21 protein-coding genes are annotated in these 21708 nt (G+C 70.9%); 6 read left to right on the top strand and 15 right to left on the bottom strand.

Annotated features, from left to right (window positions below):
• Nucleotides 1-158: 158 nt before the first annotated feature.
• Nucleotides 159-2660 carry a beta-glucosidase gene (locus ACZ6S6_RS03825; protein ID WP_469703653.1) on the top strand — a complete coding sequence of 834 codons (2502 nt, stop codon included), beginning with the start codon at nucleotides 159-161 and terminating at the stop codon, nucleotides 2658-2660.
• A 100-nt stretch (nucleotides 2661-2760) separates the two neighbouring features.
• Here the strand turns inward: ACZ6S6_RS03825 and ACZ6S6_RS03820 are convergent, their stop codons facing one another.
• Both ACZ6S6_RS03820 and ACZ6S6_RS03815 read right to left on the bottom strand, forming a co-directional pair.
• On the bottom strand, nucleotides 2761-3762 hold the full coding sequence (locus ACZ6S6_RS03820) for an aldose epimerase family protein (RefSeq protein ID WP_469703651.1): 1002 nt from the start codon (nucleotides 3760-3762) through the stop codon (nucleotides 2761-2763).
• 25 nt (nucleotides 3763-3787) lie between these two features.
• Nucleotides 3788-4699: an SGNH/GDSL hydrolase family protein gene (locus tag ACZ6S6_RS03815; protein WP_469703649.1), complete on the bottom strand. Its 912-nt coding sequence runs from the start codon at nucleotides 4697-4699 to the stop codon at nucleotides 3788-3790.
• 353 nt (nucleotides 4700-5052) lie between these two features.
• Between ACZ6S6_RS03815 and ACZ6S6_RS03810 the strand changes: the two genes are divergently transcribed.
• Nucleotides 5053-5547 (top strand): DUF3145 domain-containing protein, encoded by a 495-nt coding sequence (locus ACZ6S6_RS03810; protein ID WP_362958556.1) that lies wholly within the window; start codon nucleotides 5053-5055, stop codon nucleotides 5545-5547.
• A gap of 188 nt (nucleotides 5548-5735) precedes the next feature.
• Here the strand turns inward: ACZ6S6_RS03810 and fabF are convergent, their stop codons facing one another.
• The 5 genes from fabF to ACZ6S6_RS03785 all read right to left on the bottom strand — a co-directional run bounded on the left by fabF (nucleotide 5736) and on the right by ACZ6S6_RS03785 (nucleotide 10607).
• The gene (gene fabF, locus ACZ6S6_RS03805) at nucleotides 5736-6998 is read right to left on the bottom strand and encodes a beta-ketoacyl-ACP synthase II (RefSeq protein ID WP_362958559.1); all 1263 of its coding nucleotides are present in this window, start codon (nucleotides 6996-6998) and stop codon (nucleotides 5736-5738) included.
• Between the two features lie 77 nt (nucleotides 6999-7075).
• Nucleotides 7076-7324: an acyl carrier protein gene (locus ACZ6S6_RS03800; RefSeq protein WP_362958562.1), complete on the bottom strand. Its 249-nt coding sequence runs from the start codon at nucleotides 7322-7324 to the stop codon at nucleotides 7076-7078.
• A 64-nt stretch (nucleotides 7325-7388) separates the two neighbouring features.
• Nucleotides 7389-8390, bottom strand: coding sequence for a ketoacyl-ACP synthase III (locus ACZ6S6_RS03795; protein WP_362958565.1), 1002 nt, complete (start codon nucleotides 8388-8390; stop codon nucleotides 7389-7391).
• A gap of 13 nt (nucleotides 8391-8403) precedes the next feature.
• Entirely contained in the window at nucleotides 8404-9318 is a 915-nt protein-coding gene (locus ACZ6S6_RS03790; RefSeq protein ID WP_469703644.1) for an ACP S-malonyltransferase, read from the bottom strand.
• Between the two features lie 89 nt (nucleotides 9319-9407).
• Nucleotides 9408-10607, bottom strand: a complete 1200-nt coding sequence (locus tag ACZ6S6_RS03785; RefSeq protein WP_362958568.1) for a PucR family transcriptional regulator — start codon at nucleotides 10605-10607, stop codon at nucleotides 9408-9410.
• A 123-nt stretch (nucleotides 10608-10730) separates the two neighbouring features.
• On the opposite strand from ACZ6S6_RS03785, the gene ACZ6S6_RS03780 reads away from it, so the two are divergent.
• Nucleotides 10731-11396 (top strand): pirin family protein, encoded by a 666-nt coding sequence (locus tag ACZ6S6_RS03780; protein WP_469703641.1) that lies wholly within the window; start codon nucleotides 10731-10733, stop codon nucleotides 11394-11396.
• A 42-nt stretch (nucleotides 11397-11438) separates the two neighbouring features.
• Here ACZ6S6_RS03780 and ACZ6S6_RS03775 read toward each other — a convergent pair whose 3' ends face one another.
• Both ACZ6S6_RS03775 and ACZ6S6_RS03770 read right to left on the bottom strand, forming a co-directional pair.
• Nucleotides 11439-12104 (bottom strand): alpha/beta fold hydrolase, encoded by a 666-nt coding sequence (locus tag ACZ6S6_RS03775; protein ID WP_469703639.1) that lies wholly within the window; start codon nucleotides 12102-12104, stop codon nucleotides 11439-11441.
• A 201-nt stretch (nucleotides 12105-12305) separates the two neighbouring features.
• Nucleotides 12306-12896, bottom strand: coding sequence for a GNAT family N-acetyltransferase (locus ACZ6S6_RS03770; protein WP_362958577.1), 591 nt, complete (start codon nucleotides 12894-12896; stop codon nucleotides 12306-12308).
• 564 nt (nucleotides 12897-13460) lie between these two features.
• Here ACZ6S6_RS03770 and ACZ6S6_RS03765 point away from each other — a divergent pair.
• Nucleotides 13461-15506 (top strand): alkaline phosphatase family protein, encoded by a 2046-nt coding sequence (locus tag ACZ6S6_RS03765; protein WP_469703636.1) that lies wholly within the window; start codon nucleotides 13461-13463, stop codon nucleotides 15504-15506.
• 185 nt (nucleotides 15507-15691) lie between these two features.
• Here the strand turns inward: ACZ6S6_RS03765 and ACZ6S6_RS03760 are convergent, their stop codons facing one another.
• From ACZ6S6_RS03760 to ACZ6S6_RS03750, 3 genes are read right to left on the bottom strand one after another with little or no spacing between them, the layout of a single operon-like run.
• Complete coding sequence (locus ACZ6S6_RS03760; protein WP_469703634.1) at nucleotides 15692-17176, bottom strand: MFS transporter; 1485 nt, start codon at nucleotides 17174-17176, stop codon at nucleotides 15692-15694.
• A complete protein-coding gene (locus ACZ6S6_RS03755; RefSeq protein WP_469703632.1) occupies nucleotides 17173-17631 on the bottom strand; it encodes a MarR family winged helix-turn-helix transcriptional regulator in 459 nt (152 codons plus the stop codon). Before ACZ6S6_RS03755 ends, ACZ6S6_RS03760 begins: the two co-directional genes overlap by 4 nt.
• A 31-nt stretch (nucleotides 17632-17662) precedes the next feature.
• Nucleotides 17663-18541, bottom strand: a complete 879-nt coding sequence (locus ACZ6S6_RS03750) for an aldo/keto reductase family oxidoreductase (protein ID WP_469703630.1) — start codon at nucleotides 18539-18541, stop codon at nucleotides 17663-17665.
• Between the two features lie 132 nt (nucleotides 18542-18673).
• Between ACZ6S6_RS03750 and ACZ6S6_RS03745 the strand changes: the two genes are divergently transcribed.
• The gene (locus ACZ6S6_RS03745) at nucleotides 18674-19117 is read left to right on the top strand and encodes a winged helix-turn-helix transcriptional regulator (protein WP_469703628.1); all 444 of its coding nucleotides are present in this window, start codon (nucleotides 18674-18676) and stop codon (nucleotides 19115-19117) included.
• A gap of 133 nt (nucleotides 19118-19250) precedes the next feature.
• On the opposite strand, the gene ACZ6S6_RS03740 is transcribed toward ACZ6S6_RS03745, so the two are convergent.
• A complete protein-coding gene (locus ACZ6S6_RS03740; protein WP_469703625.1) occupies nucleotides 19251-19514 on the bottom strand; it encodes a DUF397 domain-containing protein in 264 nt (87 codons plus the stop codon).
• Nucleotides 19474-20322 carry a helix-turn-helix domain-containing protein gene (locus ACZ6S6_RS03735; RefSeq protein WP_469703623.1) on the bottom strand — a complete coding sequence of 283 codons (849 nt, stop codon included), beginning with the start codon at nucleotides 20320-20322 and terminating at the stop codon, nucleotides 19474-19476. Before ACZ6S6_RS03735 ends, ACZ6S6_RS03740 begins: the two co-directional genes overlap by 41 nt.
• 98 nt (nucleotides 20323-20420) lie before the next feature.
• Here ACZ6S6_RS03735 and ACZ6S6_RS03730 point away from each other — a divergent pair, with 98 nt between their 5' ends.
• The gene (locus ACZ6S6_RS03730; protein ID WP_362958598.1) at nucleotides 20421-20903 is read left to right on the top strand and encodes an ATP-binding protein; all 483 of its coding nucleotides are present in this window, start codon (nucleotides 20421-20423) and stop codon (nucleotides 20901-20903) included.
• Here the strand turns inward: ACZ6S6_RS03730 and ACZ6S6_RS03725 are convergent.
• Complete coding sequence (locus tag ACZ6S6_RS03725) at nucleotides 20869-21684, bottom strand: serine hydrolase domain-containing protein (protein WP_469703872.1); 816 nt, start codon at nucleotides 21682-21684, stop codon at nucleotides 20869-20871. The two genes, ACZ6S6_RS03730 and ACZ6S6_RS03725, sit on opposite strands and share 35 nt — an antisense overlap.
• Nucleotides 21685-21708 lie beyond the last annotated feature (24 nt).

Genomic DNA, 21708 nt, shown 5'->3' with positions numbered 1-21708 from the left:
CGATCCTCTTCCGGTCCTTTGCCGACCCTCTTTCGGTCCGCTTCCAGGACGGTACGTCATGCCTGTATGTTACGTAGTGATAACGAACCCTACCGTCCTACCGGTCAGGGGTCACTATGAAGACATCCGGCAGAGCATCTCGACGAGGAGGTACGGCCGTGGCAGATGCGACCACACCCACGCACCCCGAGGCGGCCCGCGAGGCCGCCGCCGAAACGGCCCTGGCCGCACTCGGACTCGACGACAGGGCCCGGCTGCTCGCCGGGCAGGACATGTGGTCGCTGCCCGCGCTCCCCGCCGTCGGACTGCGGTCCCTGGTCATGTCGGACGGGCCGATCGGGGTGCGCGGCGTCAGCTGGAGCGCCGACGACCCGTCTGTCGCACTGCCCTCGCCCACCGCCCTCGCCGCGACCTGGGACCCCGCCCTGGCCCGCCGCGCCGGACACCTCCTCGCGCAGGAGGCCCGCCGCAAGGGGGTCCACGTACTGCTCGCGCCGACCGTGAACCTGCACCGGTCCCCGCTGGGCGGGCGGCACTTCGAGGCGTACAGCGAGGACCCGTACCTCACCGGGGAGATCGGCACCGGCTATGTGCGCGGGGTGCAGGAGGGCGGGGTCGGCACGACCGTCAAGCACTTCGTCGCCAACGACGCCGAGACCGACCGCTTCACCGTCGACAACATCGTCGGCCCCCGCGCCCTGCGCGAGCTCTACCTCGCCCCCTTCGAGCGGATCGTCACCAACGCCCACCCGTGGGGCATCATGGCCGCCTACAACCAGGTCAACGGCTCCACGATGACCGAGCACCGCTACCTCCAGAACGAGGTGCTGCGCGGCGAATGGGGCTTCGACGGCTTCATCGTCTCCGACTGGCTGGCCGCCCGCTCCACCGTCGCGGCCGTCACCGGCGGGCTCGACGTCGCGATGCCCGGCCCGAGGACGGTGTACGGGGCGGCGCTCGCCGCCGCGGTGCGGGCCGGTGAGGTCGCGGAGTCCGTCCTCGACACGGCGGTGCGCAACGTACTGCGGCTCGCCGCCCGCGTCGGCGTGCTGGACGGCGCCCCGCCCGTGGTCGCGGAGGCCGACCGCCCGGCCGCCGTCGACGGGGACGCGCTGGCCCGCGAGATCGCCCGCCGCTCCTTCGTCCTGCTGCGCAACGAACGCGGCGCGCTCCCCGTCGACCCGTCCGCCGTCCGCCGGATCGCGCTCAGCGGCGCCCTGGCCCGCGACGCCCGGGTGCTCGGCGGCGGCTCCGCACAGGTCTTCCCGCACCACATCGTCTCCCCGCTCGACGGCCTGCTCGCGGCGCTCCCCGAGGATGTGCTCGACTACCGGACGGGCGCCGACCCGAACGACGAACTCGCCCCGGCCGACAAGGGTTTCACCCTCAAGGCGGTCTGCCGCGACGCGGCGGGAACGGTCATCGGATCGGCCCCGCTGCACACCGGTACCATCCAGTGGATCGGCACCGACCTGCCCGCGGGCGTGACCCACGAGACGCTGCACAGCGTCGAGATCACCGGCACCTTCACCCCGCGCGACAGCGGCGAGCACGTCTTCGGCACCCGCGGTACCGGAGCACTGACCCTCACCGTCGCCGGCACGGCGCTCTACGACGAGGTGCACCGCGTCAGCGGCTCCGCCGACCCGGGCGAGGCGTTCTTCGGCACCCCCCAGGAGCGCGGCCGGGTCACGCTCACCGCGGGCGAACCCGTCGAGGTCTCCCTCCGGCAGCTCCCCGAGACCCTCGGCGCCGACTCACCGATCCCCGGCGTCTCGTTCTCCCTCTGCCACCTCGGCCCGCGCCGCGACCCCGGCGAGCTGATCGCGGAGGCCGTCGAGGCCGCCCGCGCCGCGGACACCGCGATCGTCGTCGTCGGCACCACCGAACGCGTCGAGTCCGAGGGCTTCGACCGCACCGGTCTGCGGCTCCCCGGCCACCAGGACGACCTGGTCCGGGCCGTCGCCGCCGTCAACCCGAACACCGTCGTGGTCGTCAACTCCGGCTCCCCGGTGGAGCTTCCGTGGCGCGAGGACGTCGCCGCGGTGCTGCTCAGCTGGTTCCCCGGGCAGGAGGGCGGCGCGGCGCTCGCCGATGTCCTGCTCGGCGCCGCCGAACCGGGCGGCCGGCTGCCCACCACCTGGCCCGCCGTCCTCGCCGACGCGCCCGTCGCGGCCACCACCCCCACCGACGGCGAACTCCACTACGACGAGGGCGTCTTCATCGGCTACCGGGCCTGGGAGAAGGCCGGCACCGCACCGGCGTACCCCTTCGGCCACGGACTCGGCTACACCAGCTGGACGTACGAGGCCCTCACCGTCACCGAGGACGCCGCGACCGTCCGCGTCACCAACACCGGCACCCGGCCGGGCGCCGAGACCGTCCAGTTCTACCTGGCCCCGCGCGGCGACACCGTCGAACGCCCGGCCAGGGTGCTCGCCGGCTTCGGCCGCGTCGAGGCGGCCCCCGGACAGAGCGCCGAGGTGACGGTGCCGCTGGAGCGGCGCGCGTACGAGATCTGGGACGAGACGGCGTACGGCTGGACCGTCGTGCCCGGCACGTACGAGGTCCAGGCGGCCCACTCGCTCGACGACGTACGCCTGACGGCGCCCGTGGAGATCGAGCCCGTGGAGATCAAGCGGGTGGAGACCACGGCGTAACCCGCCCCCAGGTACGGAAGAGCCCCGGAGCGGTCCCTGACCCCGCTCCGGGGCCCTTCCCCGTACCGTCTCGCGTCTCGCGTCCGCGTCCGTCTCCGTCTCAGCGCGGCGCCGGGAACCCGTACACCGTCGTCGACACGTACTCCTCGCCCGGCCGCAGCACCGTGCTCGGGAACTCCGGCCGGTTCGGGGAGTCGGGGAAGTGCTGGGTCTCCAGCGCGATTCCGGCGCACGGCCCGAACGGCTCCCCGTCGAAGTGGTCCGCCGTGTAGAGCTGGAGACCGGGCTCCGTGGTCGTGACGGTCAGCACACGTCCCGACACCTCGTCGTACAGCTCGGCCACCGGACCCGCCACGCCCTCGTCCAGCACGTAGTTGTGGTCGTACTCCTTGGACACCGGCCGCGGCTCCCGGAAGTCGAACCGGGTCCCGTCCACCGGCCGGAACTCACCAGTCGGCAGCGACTCCGCGTCGGCCGGAGTGATCCGCCCGGCCGCGATCCGCAGCCGCTGGCCGAGCGCGCTGCCGTTGTCGGCGCCCGCCAGGTTCCAGTACGTGTGGTTCGTCAGGTTCACCACGGTCGGCGCGTCCGTCGTCGCCCGGTAGGTGATCCGCAGCGCCCCGTCCTCGTCCAGCGTGTACGCCACCGAGACCTCAAGCCGCCCCGGGAAACCCTCCTCGCCGGCCGCCGAGACCAGGGACAGCTCCAGCCCGTCCGCGATCTCCCGCGCGTCCCACACGCGCTTGTCGAAGCCGCGGGCCCCGCCGTGCACGTGGTTGCGCCCCTCGTTGCGCGTGAGGTGGCAGGTCCGTCCGTCGAGCTCGAAGGCCGCGCCGCCGATCCGGTTCGCGTACCGCCCGACCACGGCGCCGAAGTAGGGCCCGGTGTACTTCAGGTACGAGGCGAGGTCCGGCAGCCCGAGCGCCACACCGGTCCGCGTGCCGTCGCGGTCCGGCACCTCGACCGACTGCACGACGCCGCCGTACGTCAGCACGCGCACCCGCGTGCCGCCGCGCTCCAGCGTCCAGCGGTGCACGGTCGTGCCGTCCCCGAGGGTGCCGAAGTCTTCCGTACGCAGCGCCGTTCTCGAACCCGTGTCCATGATCACGAACTCTACCGGCCGGGCCTCACGCCGGGGGGCGGACCGCCGTGACATTGCGGTACGCGATCTCGGCCAGCCTGGCCTGCCCGTTGCGCCCCGGGTGGAACCAGTCCCACTGGCTGAGCTGCTTGCCGGTGAACCGGTAGTCGAAGACCGCCCCGCCGTCGTAACGGCAGCGCACATCCTTCGCGCACACCTCGCCCAGCACCCCGTTGTACTCCACCACGCGCTCCTGGACCGCCGAGCGCCGGGCCACCGCCGAGGCGCTCATGTCGTCCGCGTCGGCCAGCATCGACTTGCAGATCCCGAGCTTCCAGATCTGCTTGCCCAGCTGGTTGCCGCGCCCCGTCGACCAGAGCCGCTTCAGGTCCGGCACGCTCGACACGTACACCTGCGTCTTCGGCGCGGCGCTGCGCAGCTGCCGCATCGAGGCCTCGAACGACGCACGGAAATCGGCCACCGGTGTCATGACCCGCACCGAGTCCCGGCAGGCGTCGTTGGCGCCGATCATCACCGTCACCAGATCGGGGTCCTCCTTCGCGGCCAGCGCCATCTGCTCGGGCAACTGGGCGATCCGGGCCCCCGTCTCCGCGTGGTTCCAGCTGCGGTCCGCCGCGCCGGAGGCGCCGAGCAGCCGCACCGCGAGGCTGTTCACCTTGGTGTCGGAGCCGGTCGACCAGGAGGCCTCGGGACAGTCCGCCAGCACCGAGCAGGCGTCGAACCCGCGCGTGATGGAGTCCCCGACCGCCGCGATCGATTTCGGGCTGCGGTCCCAGAGGGGGGCCGCCGCCGGGGAGGGGTGTCCGGCCGCCGCGCCCTTCGTCGTGCTGTCCGACCCGGAGTCGCAGCCGGCCAGCGCGGCCGTACCGAGACACGACAACGCGGCCAGCGCGGCCAGTGCGGTGCGCGAGCGGTGCCGTACGGCGCGATCCGGCATCCCCTGGTCCCCTCCTGTTCCATGCCTCCGGCAATCCCTCTTGGCACCGGTCGGCGGGCCCGCGCGCCCCGCTGGGCGAACGCGGCGCGAATCATGGGCCCAGGACCGACGGTACGTCACACCTCGGACGCCGCAGCACGGTAGCTTTTCCCCGTCGAACCAGTGGCTCTGTCAACCGTCCGGCTCCACTCGGGTGGCTTCCGAACATCACCTCACGTCACATACTGTCCCTTTTCCGGAGATTAACTCCCGATGCTGTTTACTGATGACAACCTCGGGAAGCGGCTGGAAAGAGACGTTACGGGCGCGAGGCCGCTGGGGAAGGCGAACCTCGTCCCACACTGGAGGTCCCGGTGACGACACGTGGAGTTCTGTACGTTCACTCCGCACCGCGCGCGCTCTGCCCACACGTCGAATGGGCGGTGGCGGGTGTCCTCGGTGTGCGGGTCCAGCTCGACTGGATCAGACAGCCGGCCGCGCCCGGCACCTGGCGGTCCGAATTCTCCTGGCAGGCCCGGCCGGGCACGGCGTCCAAGCTCGCTTCCGCGTTGCGCGGCTGGGATCTGCTGCGCTTCGAGGTGACGGCGGAGCCGTCGCCCACCGCGGAGGGCGAGCGCTACAGCTCCACGCCCGAGCTGGGCATCTTCCACGCGGTCACCGGCATGCACGGCGACATCCTGATCCCCGAGGACCGGCTGCGGGCCGCGCTGGGGCGGTCGGTGCGGGGGGAGTCGGACCTTGAGGCGGAGATCGCCAAGCTCCTGGGCAAGCCGTGGGACGACGAACTGGAGTCCTTCCGCCACGCGGGCGAGGGCGCGCCGGTGAGGTGGCTCCACCAGGTGGTGTGACCCGGGGCGCTGCCCCGGACCCCGCGCCTCAATCGCCGGCGGGGCTGGAGATGGCCGGCCAATTCAAGCCTCTCCGGCGATTGAGGAGCGGGGGTCCGGGGGCAGCGCCCCCGAAAGGCCCGGGCCACGGATGAAGCCCGCCTCCCCCCACGGGGGAAGCGGGCTTCACGCGTACAGCGAGAAAAAGATCACACGCTACGGAACGCCAGCACCACGTTGTGCCCGCCGAACCCGAACGAGTTGTTGATCGCCGCGATCGACCCCTCGGGCAACGCCCGCGGAGCGTCCCGCACGATGTCCGCCTCGACCGCGTCGTCGAGGTTCTCGATGTTGATGGTCGGCGGAGCCATCCGGTGGTGCAGCGCCAGGACCGTCGCGACGGTCTCGATGCCGCCCGCGCCGCCGAGCAGGTGACCGGTCATCGACTTCGTCGCGGAGATCGCGACATGGTCCAGGTCGTCGCCCAGGATCTTGCGCAGCGCCTTCAGCTCCGCGACATCGCCCTGCGGCGTGGACGTCGCGTGCGCGTTGAGGTGCACGACCTCGGACGGCTTCAGGTCCGTCTGGTCCAGCAGGTTCTGCATCGCCGCGGCGATACCGCGCCCGGTCGGCTCGGGCTGCGCGATGTGGTGGGCGTCCGCGGACAGCCCCTGGCCCAGCACCTCGGCGTAGACCCGGGCGCCACGCGCGGCGGCGTGCTCCGCGGACTCCAGGACGACGACACCGGCGCCCTCGCCGAGGACGAATCCGTCACGGCCGGTGTCGTACGGGCGCGAGGCCTTCTCGGGCTCGTCGTTGCTCTTGGACATCGCCATCATGTTGGCGAACGCGGCGATCGGCAGCGGGTGGATGGCCGCCTCGGTGCCACCGGCGAGGACCACATCGGCGCGGCCGGTGCGGATCATCTCGACGGCGTACCCGATCGCCTCGGCGCCCGACGCACAGGCGGAGACCGGGGTGTGGACGCCCGCCTGGGCGTTCACCTCGATACCGACGTTGGCGGCCGGACCGTTGGGCATGAGCATGGGCACGGTGTGCGGGGAGACGCGGCGTACGCCCTTCTCCTTCAGCACGTCGTACTGGTCGAGCAGGGTGATCACGCCGCCGATACCGGAGGCGATGACCGAGCCCAGCCGCTCGGGCTGGATCTTCTCGTCCTCACCGGCCTTGCCGGTGAAGCCCGCGTCCGCCCATGCCTCACGGGCCGCGATCAGCGCGAACTGCGCCGAGCGGTCCAGCTTGCGGGCGAGCGGGCGGGGCAGGACGTCCCCCGGGTCGACGGCCGCGAGGGCCGCGATCCGGACAGGCAGTTCGGCGAAACGTTCGCCCACAAGAGGCTTGACGCCGGAACGGCCGGCCATCAGACCTTCCCAGGTCGATGCGGAATCGCCACCCAGCGGAGTGGTTGCGCCGATACCGGTGACGACCACGGTGCGATTGGTCGAGTTCACTGGAAAATCTTCTCCACGTGTAGGGGGTCGTGAATCAGAGGCGCCACCGCCGGGTGGCGACACACGAACCGGCTGGATCAGGCCTGGTGCTTGAGGATGTAGTCGGCGGCGTCGCCGACCGTCTTGAGGTTCTTGACGTCCTCGTCCGGGATCTTGACCTCGAAGCGCTCCTCGGCGGCGACGACGACCTCGACCATGGACAGCGAGTCGACGTCCAGGTCATCGGTGAAGGACTTGTCCAGCTGGACGTCCTCGACCGGGATACCGGCGATCTCATTGACGATCTCGGCGAGACCTTCGAGGATCTCTTCCTGCGTGGCGGCCATGTTGGCGCTCCTTCGGTGTATATCTGCTGGGTTCGGGTGTCCGGGCCGAAAAGACCCGGTGTGCCTAGGGGAGGGTAACGACCGTCGCGGCGTAGACGAGACCCGCCCCGAAGCCGATGACGAGCGCGGTGTCGCCGCTCTTCGCCTGACCGGTCGCCAGAAGCCGCTCCATAGCGAGCGGAATCGAGGCGGCGGAGGTGTTGCCGGTGGTCTCCACGTCACGGGCGACCGTGACGTGCTCCGGCAGCTTCAAGGTCTTCACCATCGAGTCGATGATCCGCATGTTCGCCTGGTGCGGAATGAAGACGTCCAGGTCTTCCGGGGCGATCCCGGCCGCGTCCAGCGCCTGCTGGGCGACCTTCGCCATCTCGAAGACGGCCCAGCGGAAGACCGCCTGGCCCTCCTGCGTGATGGCCGGGAACTTCTCCGGACGCTCGGCGTGGAAGGTGTCCCACGCCACGGTCTGCTTGATCGTGTCGGACTTGTCGCCCTCGGAGCCCCACACCGTGGGGCCGATGGCGGGCACCTTGGACGGGCCGACGATGACGGCACCGGCTCCGTCGCCGAACAGGAACGCCGTCGCGCGGTCGTTCAGGTCGGTGAGGTCGCTCAGCCGCTCCACGCCGATCACGAGCACGTACTCCGCGGAGCCCTCGACGATCATGCCCTTGGCGAGGGTCAGACCGTAGCCGAAGCCCGCGCAGCCGGCCGAGATGTCGAAGGCGGCGGGCTTGCCCGCGCCGACCTTGTGGGCGATCTCGGTGGCGATGGCCGGGGTCTGCTTGAAGTGGGACACGGTGGAGACGATGACCGCGCCGATCTGCGACGGGGTGATCCCGGCATCGGCGATGGCCTTGCCGGACGCCTCGACGGACATCGCGGCCACGGTCTCCTCGTCGGAGGCCCAGTGGCGGGTGGCGATCCCGGACCGTGAGCGGATCCACTCGTCGGACGAGTCGATCGTTTCGAGGATCACCTCGTTCGGCACGACCCGGGTCGGGCGGTAGCCGCCGACACCCATGATCCGTGCGTACGGGGCGCCCTGGCTGGGCTTGATCTTCGACATGCTCTCGGGCTCCTTAGGCGCCCGCGTGCTCAGCGATGAGCGCGCGGGCCGCGTCGAGGTCGTCGGGGGTCTTGAGCGCGAGGGTCCGCACGCCCGGCAGCGCACGCTTGGCGAGACCGGTGAGCGTGCCGCCGGGGCAGGCCTCGATCAGTGCCGTGACGCCCAGTTCCTTGAAGGTCTCCATGCACAGGTCCCAGCGGACCGGGTTGGCGACCTGGCCGACCAGGCGGGAGATGACCTCCGCGCCGGTGGCGACGGCCTTCCCGTCGGCGTTCGAGACATATGTCACGGCCGGGTCGGAGACCTCCAGGGTCGCGGCGGCCTCGCGGAGCCGTTCGACCGCGGGAGCCATGTGGTGCGTGTGGAACGCGCCGGCGACCTTCAGGGGCACCACGCGGCGCACACCCTCGGGCTTGTCCTCGGTGAGCGCGGTGATCTGCGCGGCGGTGCCGGCGGCGACGATCTGACCGGCCCCGTTGACGTTCGCCGGGGTCAGGCCGAGCTTCTCCAGGTGCGCGATGGTGACCTCGGGGTCTCCGCCGAGCAGGGCCGCCATGCCGGTCTCGGTGACCGCCGCGGCCTCGGCCATGCCGAGCCCCCGGGTGCGTACGAGACGGAGGGCGGCCTCGTCGCCGATTACTCCGGCGAACACGGCTGCGGTGATTTCACCAACGCTGTGACCTGCGACGACGCTCGGTGAAGCGTCGAGTGCGGCAGCGGACAGCAGACCGGCGGCGACCAGCAGTGGCTGAGCCACCGCGGTGTCGCGGATCTCGTCCGCGTCGGCCTTGGTGCCGTAGTGGGCAAGGTCGAGCCCGATGGCGTCGGACCAGGCCGCGATGCGGTCGGTGGCACCGGGGAGGTCGAGCCAGGGAGTCAGGAAGCCGGGCGTCTGAGCGCCTTGGCCGGGAGCGACGAGTACGAGCACCCTCACACTCTCTCTTGTGAACGGTCCTGAACACCCGTGGGGACAGGGACGAAGAACCGTATGGGGAATTGTTGAAGTCCGACAAAAGTCTAGGACTGGAGATCTCTGTCGGCCAGACGCCCCAGGATGAGGGCGATCCGCAGCGTGAACGCCGAGCGGACATCCGACGGCGACCACCCGGTGACGTCAGTCACACGTCGGAGCCGGTAGCGCACGGTGTTGGGGTGGACGAAGAGCATCCTGGCGGCTCCTTCGAGGCTGCTCGCCTGTTCCAGATACACACTCAGCGTCTCCAGGAGGGCAGATCCCGCTTCTTCGAGCGGTCTGTAGATCTCCTCTACCAACTGGTCCCGCGCGGCCGGGTCTCCCGCCATCGCGCGCTCCGGCAGCAGATCGTCCGCGAGCACCGGCCGGGGGGCGTCCTGCCAGGCACCGCACGCCTTGAGCCCGGCGGCCGCCGCCTGTGCGGACCGGGTGGCCGCCAGCAGGTCGGGCACCACGGGACCGGCGACGACCGGCCCCGCCGCGTACGGACCGATCAGCGCCTTGGCGACCTGGAGCGGATTGTCGCTGCCGCCCGCGATGACGACGAGGCGGTTGCCGAGCACCCCGGTCAGCACCTGGAGCTTGGCGTGCCGGGCGGCCCGCCTGATCGCCTCCACGGTCAGCTCGCTGTCGCCGTCGGGAGCCGTCCCGAGCAGCACGCAGACATGCTCGGGGGAGCTCCAGCCGAGCGCGGCGGCCCGGGACACGGCGCCCTCGTCGGCCTCCCCGGACAGCACCGCGTTCACCACGAGCGATTCGAGCCGGGCGTCCCAGGCGCCCCGGGCCTCGGCGGCCTGGGCGTACACCTGGGCGGTCGCGAAGGCGATCTCCCGCGCGTAGACGAGCAGCGCCTCGCGCAGCACCGACTCGTCGCCGGGCGCGGCGACTTCGTCGATCGCGGCCTCCATGACCTCGATCGTCGTACGGACCATCTCGACGGTCTGCCGCAGCGTGATCGCCCGGGTCAGCTCGCGCGGAGCCGTACCGAAGACGTCGGTCGAGATGGCCTGCGGGGTCTCCGGATGCCGGAACCACTCGGTGAACGCGGCGATACCGGCCTGGGCGACCAGGCCGATCCAGGACCGGTTCTCCGGGGGCATGGCCCGGTACCACGGCAGTGACTCGTCCATGCGGGCGATCGCGTTCGCGGCCAGCCGTCCGGAGGACTGCTCCAGCCGTTTCAGGGTCGCGGCATGGAGATGGGGGTCGTTCGCAGCGGGCTGCTCAGGATCGGGTCGGGGCACGGACACAAGACTGCCCTATCCGGACGGCTGCCCGGAGGGGTGGGGCGGTCCGCGGGTCGTACCGCCGGGTAGTGGCCGGGCGGACCGGGCCCTGGTCCGGCGGTGCGGGCTACCGTGGGGCGGGTGATTTCCGTACGTCGCTCGCGCGACCGCTTCATGGGCGGGGACGAGGCGGCCGGCATCGAGTCCCGGCACTCCTTCTCCTTCGGCACCTTCTACGACCCGGACAACCTCCGCTTCGGCCCGGTCCTGGCCTGCAACGAGGAACGCCTCGCCCCCGGCGCGGGCTTCGACGAGCACCCGCACAGCCACACGGAGATCGTGACCTGGGTGGTGGAGGGCGAGCTGACCCACCGCGATTCCACCGGCCACGCCACGGTCGTACGGGCCGGGGACGTCCAGCACCTCAGCGCGGCGGCCGGCGTCCGGCACGTGGAACGCAACGACGGGGACGCCCCGCTGACCTTCCTTCAGATGTGGCTCGCACCGCTGGAGACGGGCGGCGAGCCCTCGTACACGACCGTCCCCGGCATCGCGGACTCCACCCCGTACGCCCTCCCGGAGGCGGGCGCGATGCTCCACGTGCGCAGGCCGGGGGAGGGCGAGCGCACGGCGCTGCCGGACGCGCCCGGCGTGTACGTCCATGTGGTGCGGGGCGGGGTGCGGCTCGGTGACGAGGAACTGGCGGCGGGCGACGCGGCACGGATCACCGGGGAAACGGGTCTTGAGCTGCTCGCGGTGGGGGCGGCGGCGTCGGAAGTGCTGGTGTGGGAGTTCAGCGCCGTCTGAACTTGTTCTTCGTCTTCCGTGTCCGGCTGTCCGCGCGACGCGTCAGCCGAGCAGGAGCGCGGCGACCGCCTCCGGGTCCTCGCGCATGGCGTCGTGGCCGGTGGGGAGGTCGTGGACCCGCCAGCCGGGATCGGCCCGGAGCCGGGTGCGGAGTCCGGCGAACGGCGTCCGGTCCTCCCAGCCCGAGCAGTAGACGAACTCGCGGCGGGGGACCCGGTCGAGCGCGCCGGTGAGCCGGACCGTCTGCAGGAACGAGGCGAGGGGGTGGGGGCGGGTGCGGGAGTCCATGCCGTCCGGCGGCCGGACGGCGTAGCCGGTGCTCGCGGCGCCGGCGGCGAACGCCTCCCGGTAGCGCTCGGTCGTCGACGACCAGCACGACTCGCCGTCGCGCGGTACGTAGGCGTCGAGGTGCACCAGGCGTGCGATCCGGCCGCCGGCGCGGTCGGCGGCGGCAGCGGTCACCATCCCGCCGTAGCTGTGGCCGACCAGCGTCGCGCCGGTGGTGCGGGTGCGATCGAGGAGCCGCAGTACGTCGTCGGCGTGCGTGTCGAGGTTGGCGGTCGCGACCGTCGCGTCGTCGTCGTCCGGCCGCAGACCGGTCAGGGTCAGGGCGTGAACGGTGTGACCGGCGCTTTCCAGCAGCGGAACCACCGTCTCGAACGACCAGGAGCCGTGCCAGCCGCCGGGCACGAGGACGAACGTCGCCACGCGTTTCTCCTTCTCTCAAGCCGCCGCGCCGGGGCGCGCCGCCACGATGACATGTGCTCGGACGGAGGCAAGTGTCACCGGAACAAGGCGTGGCTGCCACCGATTTGAAGCCGGATGCCGGATGCCGGATGCCCGCTGCCGGATGTCGGATGCCCGCTGCCGACCCTCGACCGACCGCCGTCCCCGTCCGCCGCTCGGCGTCTACCGCCCGGCGTCCCGACGCCACATCGACCACATCGGCGGCCCGGCCCGGAACGCCATCTCCTCGTGCACGGCGAAGCCGTGCCGCTCGTAGAACGTCAGATTGCGGCGATTGCTCGACTCCAGGAACACCGGCCGCCCGTCCGTGTCCGCCTGCGCCAGCAGCCTGCCCAGCACCCGCGACCCGCGCCCCGTCCCGCGCGCGTCGGCGTGGGTGCCGATGTACTCGACGTACCAGTGCGCCGGGCCGGCCGGATGGCGGTGCTCCAGCGCGAGCAACCGCAGTCCGGTCCTGGGCAGCTGGGCCCGCCCGGCTCGCAGCAGCGTGCCCGCGTTGCGCATCAGGTAGCTCGTGGGGAGCTTCCACTGTCCGGGCTCCGCCCACACCGCCGCCACCGTGCGGTCCCGGTCGGTCCACACCCGCCCCGCCGGGACCTGCTGGGCGAGGTGCGCGGTGAACAGGAGCCGCAGCCGCCGGTCCCGGTCGTGCGGCATCAGCCAGGACCAGACGGGGTCCTCGGCGTAGGCACTTGCGAGTACGGCGGCGAGCGCGGGGACGTCGGAGGCGGCGGCAGTCACTATCTCGGTCATGGCCGGGGAGAGTAACCCCGCAGCCCGGTCAGGGGAACGCAAAAGACCCGGTACGACTCCCTCGGCCGCCCCGAGCACCTCCCGCTCGCGCGCTCGCGATGGCCTCGGAGCCACCCCACGCCCTTCGCGCAATCCGGCATTGAGAGTGATTTGGGCGCTTCCCCACGCATTCGAGGCCCGTCCAACCGCACCCCCCGCGCCCATTTCGCTTCCAACTTCCCGGCAAGCAGCGCGAGGCCGGCCGTACGCCGCAGGGCTGGGCGGCGGGCCGGGCGGTATAGCAGCGGCCGCCGGATTATGGCTAACTGGCGAGTAAGCCAGTCGGGTTGGTGCCCGACGCAGGCCGACGGCTGGGCCCTGCCCCGACTTCACGGCTCCGCACCCGGATCGGCGCACACGGCGGAACGGCGGAACAGCGCACCCGGCGGAACGGCGGAAAGAATATCTGCCGGTGTCTCAGGAATACGGCCACGGTTCGCCCGCCGTTCGCCCCGGCGGGCGAAGCTTTCGCAGGCACGCGCCGACGTTCACTCCTTGGTCCACTCTCCCCCTGGAGGCCGCCTGATGACTATCGACACCGTGAGACCCGCCCAGGAATTCCGCATCAACCGGCGGCGGATGCTCCAGACGGCCGCTGTCGCCCTCGGCGCGATGGCTGTCGGCCCGCTCGCCGAAGCGGTCGGCGGGGCGGAGGCCAGTGCGGCCGAGTACGTCCTGCCCAAAGGCTTCAACGGTGACATCTCCGACCTGAAGCACGTGGTGATCCTGATGCAGGAGAACCGCTCCTTCGACCACTACCTCGGGCAGCTGCGCGGTGTGCGCGGGCACCACGACAAGCAGGTCCTGAGGTTCCAGGACGGCACCGACGTCTTCCAGCAGCGCGACGCCACCGGCGCCATCGTGACGCCCGCCGCGTCGACCGCCACCTGGAGCGACAACCACAACTTCTACGGTGCGAACGGCGGGCGGTGGGACACCTGGGTGAAGGACAAGGGCGAGCACTGCATGTGGTACTACACACCCGACTACATGCCGTGGATGTACTCGCTCGCCTCCCAGTACACCGTCTGCGACATGAGCTTCTGCTCGCTGCACGGGCCGACCATCCCGAACCGCTACTACCTGATGACCGGTGCGGCGGGCGGCGAGACCAGCAACGCCAAGCAGAACGACTACAGCCGCAGCTGGACCACGGTCCCCGAGCAGCTCCAGCAGGCCGGCATCGACTGGCGGGTCTACTCCGACAACAGCGGCAACAGCGTCGGCGGCAGCCTCCAGAGCGGCTACGTCGGCGAGTACGGCTGCAACGTCACCAACAGTTTCGCCGCCTTCGACCCCCGCACGGCGGACGCGGCCGACCTCGAACCGGGCACCGGCAAGATCTGGAAGGCCAACTCCTTCGTCTACGAGGGCGCCACCACGCCCAACGACGACTCCGAGGCGAACCTCGACGCCGTGCTCCGCGACCTCATCGATGCCTGCGAGCCGGGGGCCGAGCATCCGCTTCCCGAGGTCTCCTGGGTGGTGATGCCCGCCGCGTGGAGCGAGCACCCGGGCTTCGACACGGTGCACGGCGAGCGCTACATGAACAAGGTGCTCAAGACGCTCCAGAGCAACCAGGACATCTGGAACCACACCCTGGTGATCATCAACTACGACGAGAACGACGGAAAGTTCGACCACGTCCTGCCCCCGCGCCCCGAGGCGGGGACGGCCGGTGAGTACTCCGGCACCACTCCGTACGGGTTCGGCCCCCGCGTGCCGATGCTGCTGGTCTCGCCGTGGACACGAGGCGGCTACGTGGCGTCGGAGGTGTTCGACCACACCTCGACGGTGAAGTTCCTGGAGACCTGGGCGTCCTCGCTGGGCAAGCCGTTCACCTGCCCGAACATCACCGACTGGCGCCGCTCCATCGCCGGCGACCTGACCAGCGCGATCGACTTCGCGCACCCGCGACCGGGCCCGGTCGTCATCGCCGACCCGGTCACCGGGACCCCGCCGAAGCCGTCCCGGCACCGGATGAAGCCGCGCGGCCTCTCCTTCCACCCGCACGCCACCGTCACCGAGAACCGCTCCACCGGCACGGTGACCGCGTCCATGACGCTGGCCGGCGGTCCGGCGGGCAAGGCGGTGAGCCTCCAGGTCTTCCCCGACCGGTACCTCGCCTTCGACAACACGCCGTACACGGTGACCGCGGCGGCCCCCCGTTCGTACACCTGGGACACGACGAAGACCGGCGGCAAGTACGCCTTCTCCGTCTACGGGCCCGACGGCTTCCTCCGCTCCTTCGCCGGACAGGTGACCCCCGAGAGCGAGAGCGAGAGCGAGAGCAGGAAGCACGTCGGCATTCCGCGCGTCGAGGCGGAGCTGGTCAGGGGCAGGCACGCCGTGGTCAGGCTGAGGCTGCACAACGACGGGAGACATCCCGTCCGTTACACCCTGACGGCCAACGACTACACCGGCGGCACCCGGAAGCACACCGTGCCCGCCGGCGCCTCCACCGTCGTGAACTGGCCCACCGAGGACGGCTACTACGACGTGGTCCTCACCGCCGCCAACACCGGGACCGGCTGGACCCAGCGGTACGCCGGCCGCGTGTCGACGGTCTGAGGGGAGGGACGACATGAGACAGGGAGTCAGGGCAATGGTGCGGTAGGCGCTGACTCAACAGCCCTTGGCCACGGTTACCTCCTGCGTTCGGAATTGATGCTCAGAAGCATGCTCGGATCCATGGCCGGCGCGCTGTGGGTCAGCGAGCCGACGGAGACGGCGTCGAAGCCGGACGGCTTCGATCCTCAGCTTTCGGTTCGACTCGACCGGTCCGGGCCCGGCGCACCGACTGGGGCTGTGATCGGGTCGGTCTCGGGTGAGCGTCGGAGGGCGAGCGCGAGGCTGACCATCGTCGTGAGCGCCATCGCGGCGACGCCGACCAGCGCCGCGGTCGTGTAGGCGTCGTCGTCCGGGAAGAGGCGGCCCGTAGCGGTGCCGGCGGCCAGGACCAGACCGCCGATGGCGCTGCCCAGGGAGTACCCGACGCTGCGGACGACGTAGTTGAAGCTCATGGCGCTCGACGTCTCGCTCTTGGGGGTGACGGCCAGGATGACGCCGGGCATGGCGGCCGAGAAGCTGCCGACGCCGAAGCCCAGCACGCCCATGGCCGCGAGCAGTTCGGCCAGGCTGGACCGGGCCGTGGCGAACAGGACGAACCCGCCGCCGACGATGGCGGCGCTGCCGGCCAGGAGCAGGGGGCCGTCGATCCGCATCCGGACCCGCGGCGTGAGCTTGCCGGCGACGAACCCCAGCACGGAGAACGGGATGAGGACCAGCCCCGCCACGAAGGTGGTCAGTCCGAAGCCGTAGCCGGCGCTGTGCGGCGTCTGCGCGTAGCGGGTGATGAGCGTGAGCAGGAGGTACATCCCGCTCCCGCCGACGAACATGGCGATGTTCGCCCCGGCGACCGCCGGGTGCCGTACCGCCCGGATGTCGACCAGGGGCGTCTTGGTCCGCAGTTCGGAAACGGTCCAGACGCAGAGCAGGAGTACGGCGGCGACGGCAAGGGTCACCGCCACGGCGAGGTGCCGGCTCCACAGGTTCCTCTCGCCGGCCAGGAACAGGACGAGGAGCAGTCCGCCCGCCAGGACGAGCGCACCGGCCACGTTCACGTGAGCGGAGCGGCCTTCGGGAGCCGCCGGCATGGAGCGCCACGCGGTCACGAAGGCGATGGCGGTGACGAACAGGCCGAGGCCGTAGGCGGCCCGCAGTCCGCCGAACTCGGCGAGCAGCGCGGCCAGCGGGTAGCCGACGCCGGCTCCGATGATGGAGACCACCGAGATCAGGGCGATCGTGGCCGCGCTGCGCTCCTCGGGAAGATGGTCGCGGGCCACGCCCATCATCAGCGCCGTGAGACCGAGTCCGACGCCTTGGGCCGCTCGGCCCACGAGCAGCCAGACGAACGGCAGCGGCAGCACGGTGAGCGCGCTGCCGACGACGACGATCGCCAGCGTGGCGAGAATCGTGGCCCGCCGGTGCGGACCGGCTCCGAGCCGGCCGAGTACGGGTGTGGCGACGGCGCCGCTGAGCAGGGCGATGGTCAGCGTCCACTGCGCGCTGTCGAGGGAGACATGGAACGTGGTCGCCACGCTGGTGATGAGCGGCGTCCCGAGGCTGGCGACCGCCGCCACGACTAACGCGATGAACACCAGGGCGGGGACCAGCGGACGCGCCTCGGAACGTATCGGGGCAGTGCTCGCGGGCCGGCCACGATCCCGGGTCGCGGTCACCGGCCCGACTCCTCTCGGGCGTGGCTTTCGAGCTCCGCCAGATGCAGCAGCGCCGGAAGGGCTGCTGCCAAGGCCTCGATCTCGTCACCGGTGAGTGCGTCGATCAACCGCGCGTACGCGTCGACGCCCGCCTGGCGTCGCGTCCGGGCGTACGACGCGCCGGCCTCGGTCAGGCACACCAGCGTGACCCGCTTGTCGGACGGATCGCCCTTCCGCTCGACCAGCCCGGATTCCTCCATCACGCGGACCAGGACGGTCATCGCGGGCTGGGTGACGCCCTCGGCCACCGCCAGATCGGTGATCCGTCGCGGCCCGGTCTTGTCCAGGGTGGCCAAGGTGGCGGCGGACGTCAGGCTCATGTCGCGGGGAAGGCGTCTCACGGCCCTGGTGGCCAGACCGTAGAGGGCTGACCCGATGGCATCGGAAGCGTCGTGTGCGGCGTCTCGGCGGCTCATGCCTGGAGCATAGCAAGTTTATATGAATCCTTTATGTATTGCGGCCGATCTTGTCCAGCTCGGCGAGATCGTCGTCGGAGAGCTGGAGTTCCGCACCTGCGACGTTCTCTCGCAGGTGCGCCACCGACGAGGTGCCGGGGATCAGCAGGATGTTCGGCGACCGCTGCAACAGCCAGGTCAGGGCGACCGACATCGGCGTCGCGTCCAGCCGGGTGGCCACGGCCGTGAGCGCGGAGGATTGCAGCGGGCTGAAGCCGCCTAGGGGGAAGAAGGGCACATAGGCGATGCCCTGTGAGGCGAGTTCGTCGATCAGCTCGTCGTCTTCGCGGTGAGCGAGGTTGTACATGTTCTGGACGCACACGATCGGCGCGATCGAGCGTGCCTCCGCGACCTGTGCCGCCGTCGCGTTGCTCACGCCGAGGTGCCGGATCAGCCCCTGCTGCTGGAGTTCGACGAGTGTTTCGAACGCCTCGGCGAGCGAACCGGTCACGGGGCCCTGGGCGTCGCCGAGCCGGAGGTTGACCACATCCAGCGTGTCGAGGCCGAGGTTCTCCAGGTTCTCGGTGACGGCCCCGCGCAGCTCCTCGGGCTTGCGTGCCGGGGGCCAGCCGCCCTCCTGGTCGCGGGTCGCGCCGACCTTGGTCACGATGTGCAGCGCGTCGGAGTACGGGTGCAGCGCTTCGCGGATCAGCTGGTTGGTGATGTGCGGCCCGTAGGCGTCGGCGGTGTCGATGTGGGTGATGCCAAGGCCGACGGCCTCCCTCAGGACGGCGAGTGCGCCGTCGCGGTCGGCGGGCGGGCCCATGACCCAGGGGCCGGCCAGCTGCATGGCGCCGTAGCCGAACCGGGTGACGGTCAGGTCGCCCAGGTTCCAGGTGCCGCCGGGCAGCGAGGCGGAGGGGGTGCGCATGATGTGCCTTTCGTGTGAGCCAGGGGATGGTGGTGCCTGATGGCTCCTTGCACCACTATTGGTGCGTAGCTTCATATCGGGAAGTAGGCACTTCCGAGTTCGTAACGCACCCGCAGGTGAGAGGAACAGTCCATGGCGACGATGACGGCGGCCCAGCAAAGGGCACAGGCCAAGGTGGAGTACGACGCCTTCATAGCGGCCTGTCCCAGCCGCAAGCTGCTCGACCGGGTTTCCAACAAGTGGGTCACGCTGATCCTGGCCGCGCTCGGCAGCGACAGCGCGCATGAGCCCGGCGCCGACTGCGCCGGCGAGCCCCGCGTGATGCGCTACTCGGAGCTACAGCGCCTGCTGGCCGGCGTCAGCCAGAAGATGCTCACCCAGACGCTGCGCTCCCTGGAGCGCGACGGCCTGGTGTCCCGCACCGTGGTGCCGACCGTGCCGGTCACGGTCTCCTACGAACTGACCGATCTGGGCCTGTCCCTGTACGAGATGATGCGGGGCCTCAAGGCCTGGGCCGAGGCGCACATGGACGATGTGCTCGCCAACCGCGAGACCTACGAGACCCGCGTCGGCTGAACCACAACGGGGTTGCTGACCGGCGGGAACTGTCTGCGGGTAAGGGGCTGGGCAGACAGATCCCGGCCCCAGAGGAGGCCGGGATCTGTGACGTCCGGGTGGACGGTGGGCTTCGTACGAGCTTCGGACGGTCTCAGAGCCCGGCCACGAAGCCGCGCCAGGCGTCGACCCCGATGACGAGGACGGGCCCGGCCGGGTTCTTGCTGTCGCGGACGGGCACGGAGGCGGCGCAGCCGTCAACCACCTCGACGCAGTCGCCGCCAGAGCTTCCGCTGTGCGACGACTTACGCCAGGCGGCGCCGCCGGTCACGGTGCACTCGACGCACTCGCCGCCGGTGTTTCCGCTGTAGCTGGACTTACGCCACTGCGCGCTCTTCAGGTCGGGGCCGGTCTCCATAACGCTCCTCCATCACGCGGGCGATCAGAGCCGCCGACTCCTCCACGGAGAGGGCGGCAGCCTGGAGATGAGCGTATCGGAGCGAGCCCTCTCTGACCGTGTCGGGGCTGGCGGTCATATGGCCGGAGATGAGGTCCTCGGTGTAGACGACGTCCGGGTCGTCATCGAAGCGCATGGTGGTGAACGAGCCAGCCAGACTTGAGTGTTCACCGGCCGAGAAGGGCAGCACCTGGATGCGCATCCACCGGTTGGTGACGAACTCCAACAACCGGACCAGTTGGGCGCGCATGACCTCATCGCCGCCGATCGGCCGGTGCAGCACGGCCTCGTCCAGGACGGCCCAGGCCAGCGGCGGCCGCTCCTGCTCCAGGATGCGCTGGCGTTCCATCCGGGCGGCGACCAGGCTGTCCAGACCGTCCGGCATACCGGTAGCCAGCACCGCCCGCGCGTAGTCCTCCGTCTGCAACAGCCCGTAGACCAACTGCGCCTGGTACGTCGAGATGTACGCGGCGCGGGCCTCCATGTCGGCGTACGGCTGGAACCAGGTCGGCAGTTGGCTGCGCAGGACCAGGCCCATCAGCCGGGAGAACACCCCGTCCGTGCCGAGGGCGGCGTCCACGCGTTCCGAGAAGTCGCGGGTGGGGATCTTCTTCGTCGTCTCGATCTGGCCGATCAGTGAGCCCGTGCAGAAGATGATCTCGCCCAACTGGTGCTGTTTCAGGCCGTGGGCCTCGCGCTGGCGGCGTAATTCCCAGCCGTAGTAGTCCAGGGGGGACGCGCTGGGGTCGAGCGATTGGATGTTGGCCACGGCGGGGGACCTCCGATGTGCAGGCGCGATGCGCAACGCCTCGCGGCGTTCGGTTCCGTATGTAGCCGAGCGTAGTCACTTGCTCGCACGATGGTGACATGAATCACGTAATTACCCCCCGGACTGAGTCCGAAGAGCGTGTTTACCGGGCCGACTTCGCCATGGGCGAGCACTCGGCCCGGCACCTGCGGCGCATTCTGCGGCTCTACCTCAAGGGGTGGGGGCTTATGGGAGTGGCCGACGCGGCGGAGCTCGCGTTCACGGAACTGATCGCCAACGTCGTGCGGCATGTGCCCGGTCGCCGCTGCCAGACGTTCATCTTCCGGCTCCCGGACGGCGAGGGCATCCGCGTCGAGGTGGCGGACGGCTGCCCGAAGGTGCCTCGCGTGGTCGAGGGCGATGTGCTCGACGAGGGCGGGCGCGGGCTGGTCCTGGTGGATGCCGTCACGGACAAGTGGGGCGTGGAGGTGCGCCGCGACGGCGGCGGCAAGACGGTGTGGTTCGAGTGCCGGGCCGCCGCCGCGCCGACGACCGATCCCGGCCCGGTTACGCCGCCAGCTCGGCCAGTACCGCGTCGGTGAACGGCGTCCAGACCTCGGCGGCCCAGGGGCCGAAGGCGCGGTCGGTGAGTGCCACGCAGGCCGCGCCCGCGACCGGGTCGATCCACAGGAACGTGCCGGACTGGCCGAAGTGCCCGAAGGTCGCGGGGGAGGACGTCGCGCCGGTCCAGTGCGGGGACTTGGAGTCCCGGATCTCGAAGCCGAGGCCCCAGTCGTTGGGGTTCTGGTGGCCGTAGCCGGGCAGGACGCCCTTCAATCCGGGGTGGACGACGCTCTGCGCCTCCAGCACCGTGCGCGGGTCGAGGAGGCGCGGGGCCTGGACCTCGGCCGCGAACCGCGCCAGGTCGTCGACGGTGGAGGCGCCGTCGCGGGCGGGTGAGCCGTCCAGTGTCGTCGAGGTCATACCCAGCGGCTCCAGGACCGCCTGGCGGAGGTACTCGGGGAACGGGATGCCGCTCGCCTTGGCGATGTGGTCGCCGAGCACCTCGAAGCCCGCGTTGGAGTACAGCCGCCGGGTGCCGGGCGGGGCCGTCACCCGGTGCTCGTCGAAGGCGAGGCCGCTGGTGTGGGCGAGCAGGTGCCGGACCGTGGAACCCTCGGGCCCGGCCGGCTCGTCGAGCTCGACCGCGCCCTCCTCGTACGCCACCAGCGCCGCGTAGGCGGCGAGCGGCTTGGTGACGGAGGCGAGCGGGAAACGGTGGGCGGTCGGGCCGTGCGTACCGACCACCGTGCCGTCCGCTCGTACGACGGCTGCTGCCGCGGTGGGGACGGGCCAGTTCTCGATCATCGCCAGGCTCTGCATACGTACGAGGTTAATGCCCGTCAC

The sequence above is a fragment of the Streptomyces sp. NPDC048671 genome (genome assembly GCF_055587045.1).
The sequence above is the reverse complement of the archived record's forward strand: the minus strand, read 5'-3'. Positions and strand labels throughout refer to the sequence as shown.

Bases quoted from the DNA above. Each gene is read 5' to 3' on its own strand.
- ACZ6S6_RS03820 (WP_469703651.1), bottom strand. From the start codon at position 3,762: ATGGACACGGGTTCGAGAACGGCGCTGCGTACGGAAGACTTCGGCACC.
- ACZ6S6_RS03815 (WP_469703649.1), bottom strand. From the start codon at position 4,699: ATGCCGGATCGCGCCGTACGGCACCGCTCGCGCACCGCACTGGCCGCG.
- ACZ6S6_RS03800 (WP_362958562.1), bottom strand. From the start codon at position 7,324: ATGGCCGCCACGCAGGAAGAGATCCTCGAAGGTCTCGCCGAGATCGTC.
- ACZ6S6_RS03795 (WP_362958565.1), bottom strand. From the start codon at position 8,390: ATGTCGAAGATCAAGCCCAGCCAGGGCGCCCCGTACGCACGGATCATG.
- ACZ6S6_RS03770 (WP_362958577.1), bottom strand. From the start codon at position 12,896: ATGACCGAGATAGTGACTGCCGCCGCCTCCGACGTCCCCGCGCTCGCC.
- ACZ6S6_RS03765 (WP_469703636.1), top strand. From the start codon at position 13,461: ATGACTATCGACACCGTGAGACCCGCCCAGGAATTCCGCATCAACCGG.
- ACZ6S6_RS03755 (WP_469703632.1), bottom strand. From the start codon at position 17,631: ATGAGCCGCCGAGACGCCGCACACGACGCTTCCGATGCCATCGGGTCA.
- ACZ6S6_RS03750 (WP_469703630.1), bottom strand. From the start codon at position 18,541: ATGCGCACCCCCTCCGCCTCGCTGCCCGGCGGCACCTGGAACCTGGGC.
- ACZ6S6_RS03745 (WP_469703628.1), top strand. From the start codon at position 18,674: ATGGCGACGATGACGGCGGCCCAGCAAAGGGCACAGGCCAAGGTGGAG.
- ACZ6S6_RS03740 (WP_469703625.1), bottom strand. From the start codon at position 19,514: ATGGAGACCGGCCCCGACCTGAAGAGCGCGCAGTGGCGTAAGTCCAGC.
- ACZ6S6_RS03730 (WP_362958598.1), top strand. From the start codon at position 20,421: ATGAATCACGTAATTACCCCCCGGACTGAGTCCGAAGAGCGTGTTTAC.
- ACZ6S6_RS03725 (WP_469703872.1), bottom strand. From the start codon at position 21,684: ATGCAGAGCCTGGCGATGATCGAGAACTGGCCCGTCCCCACCGCGGCA.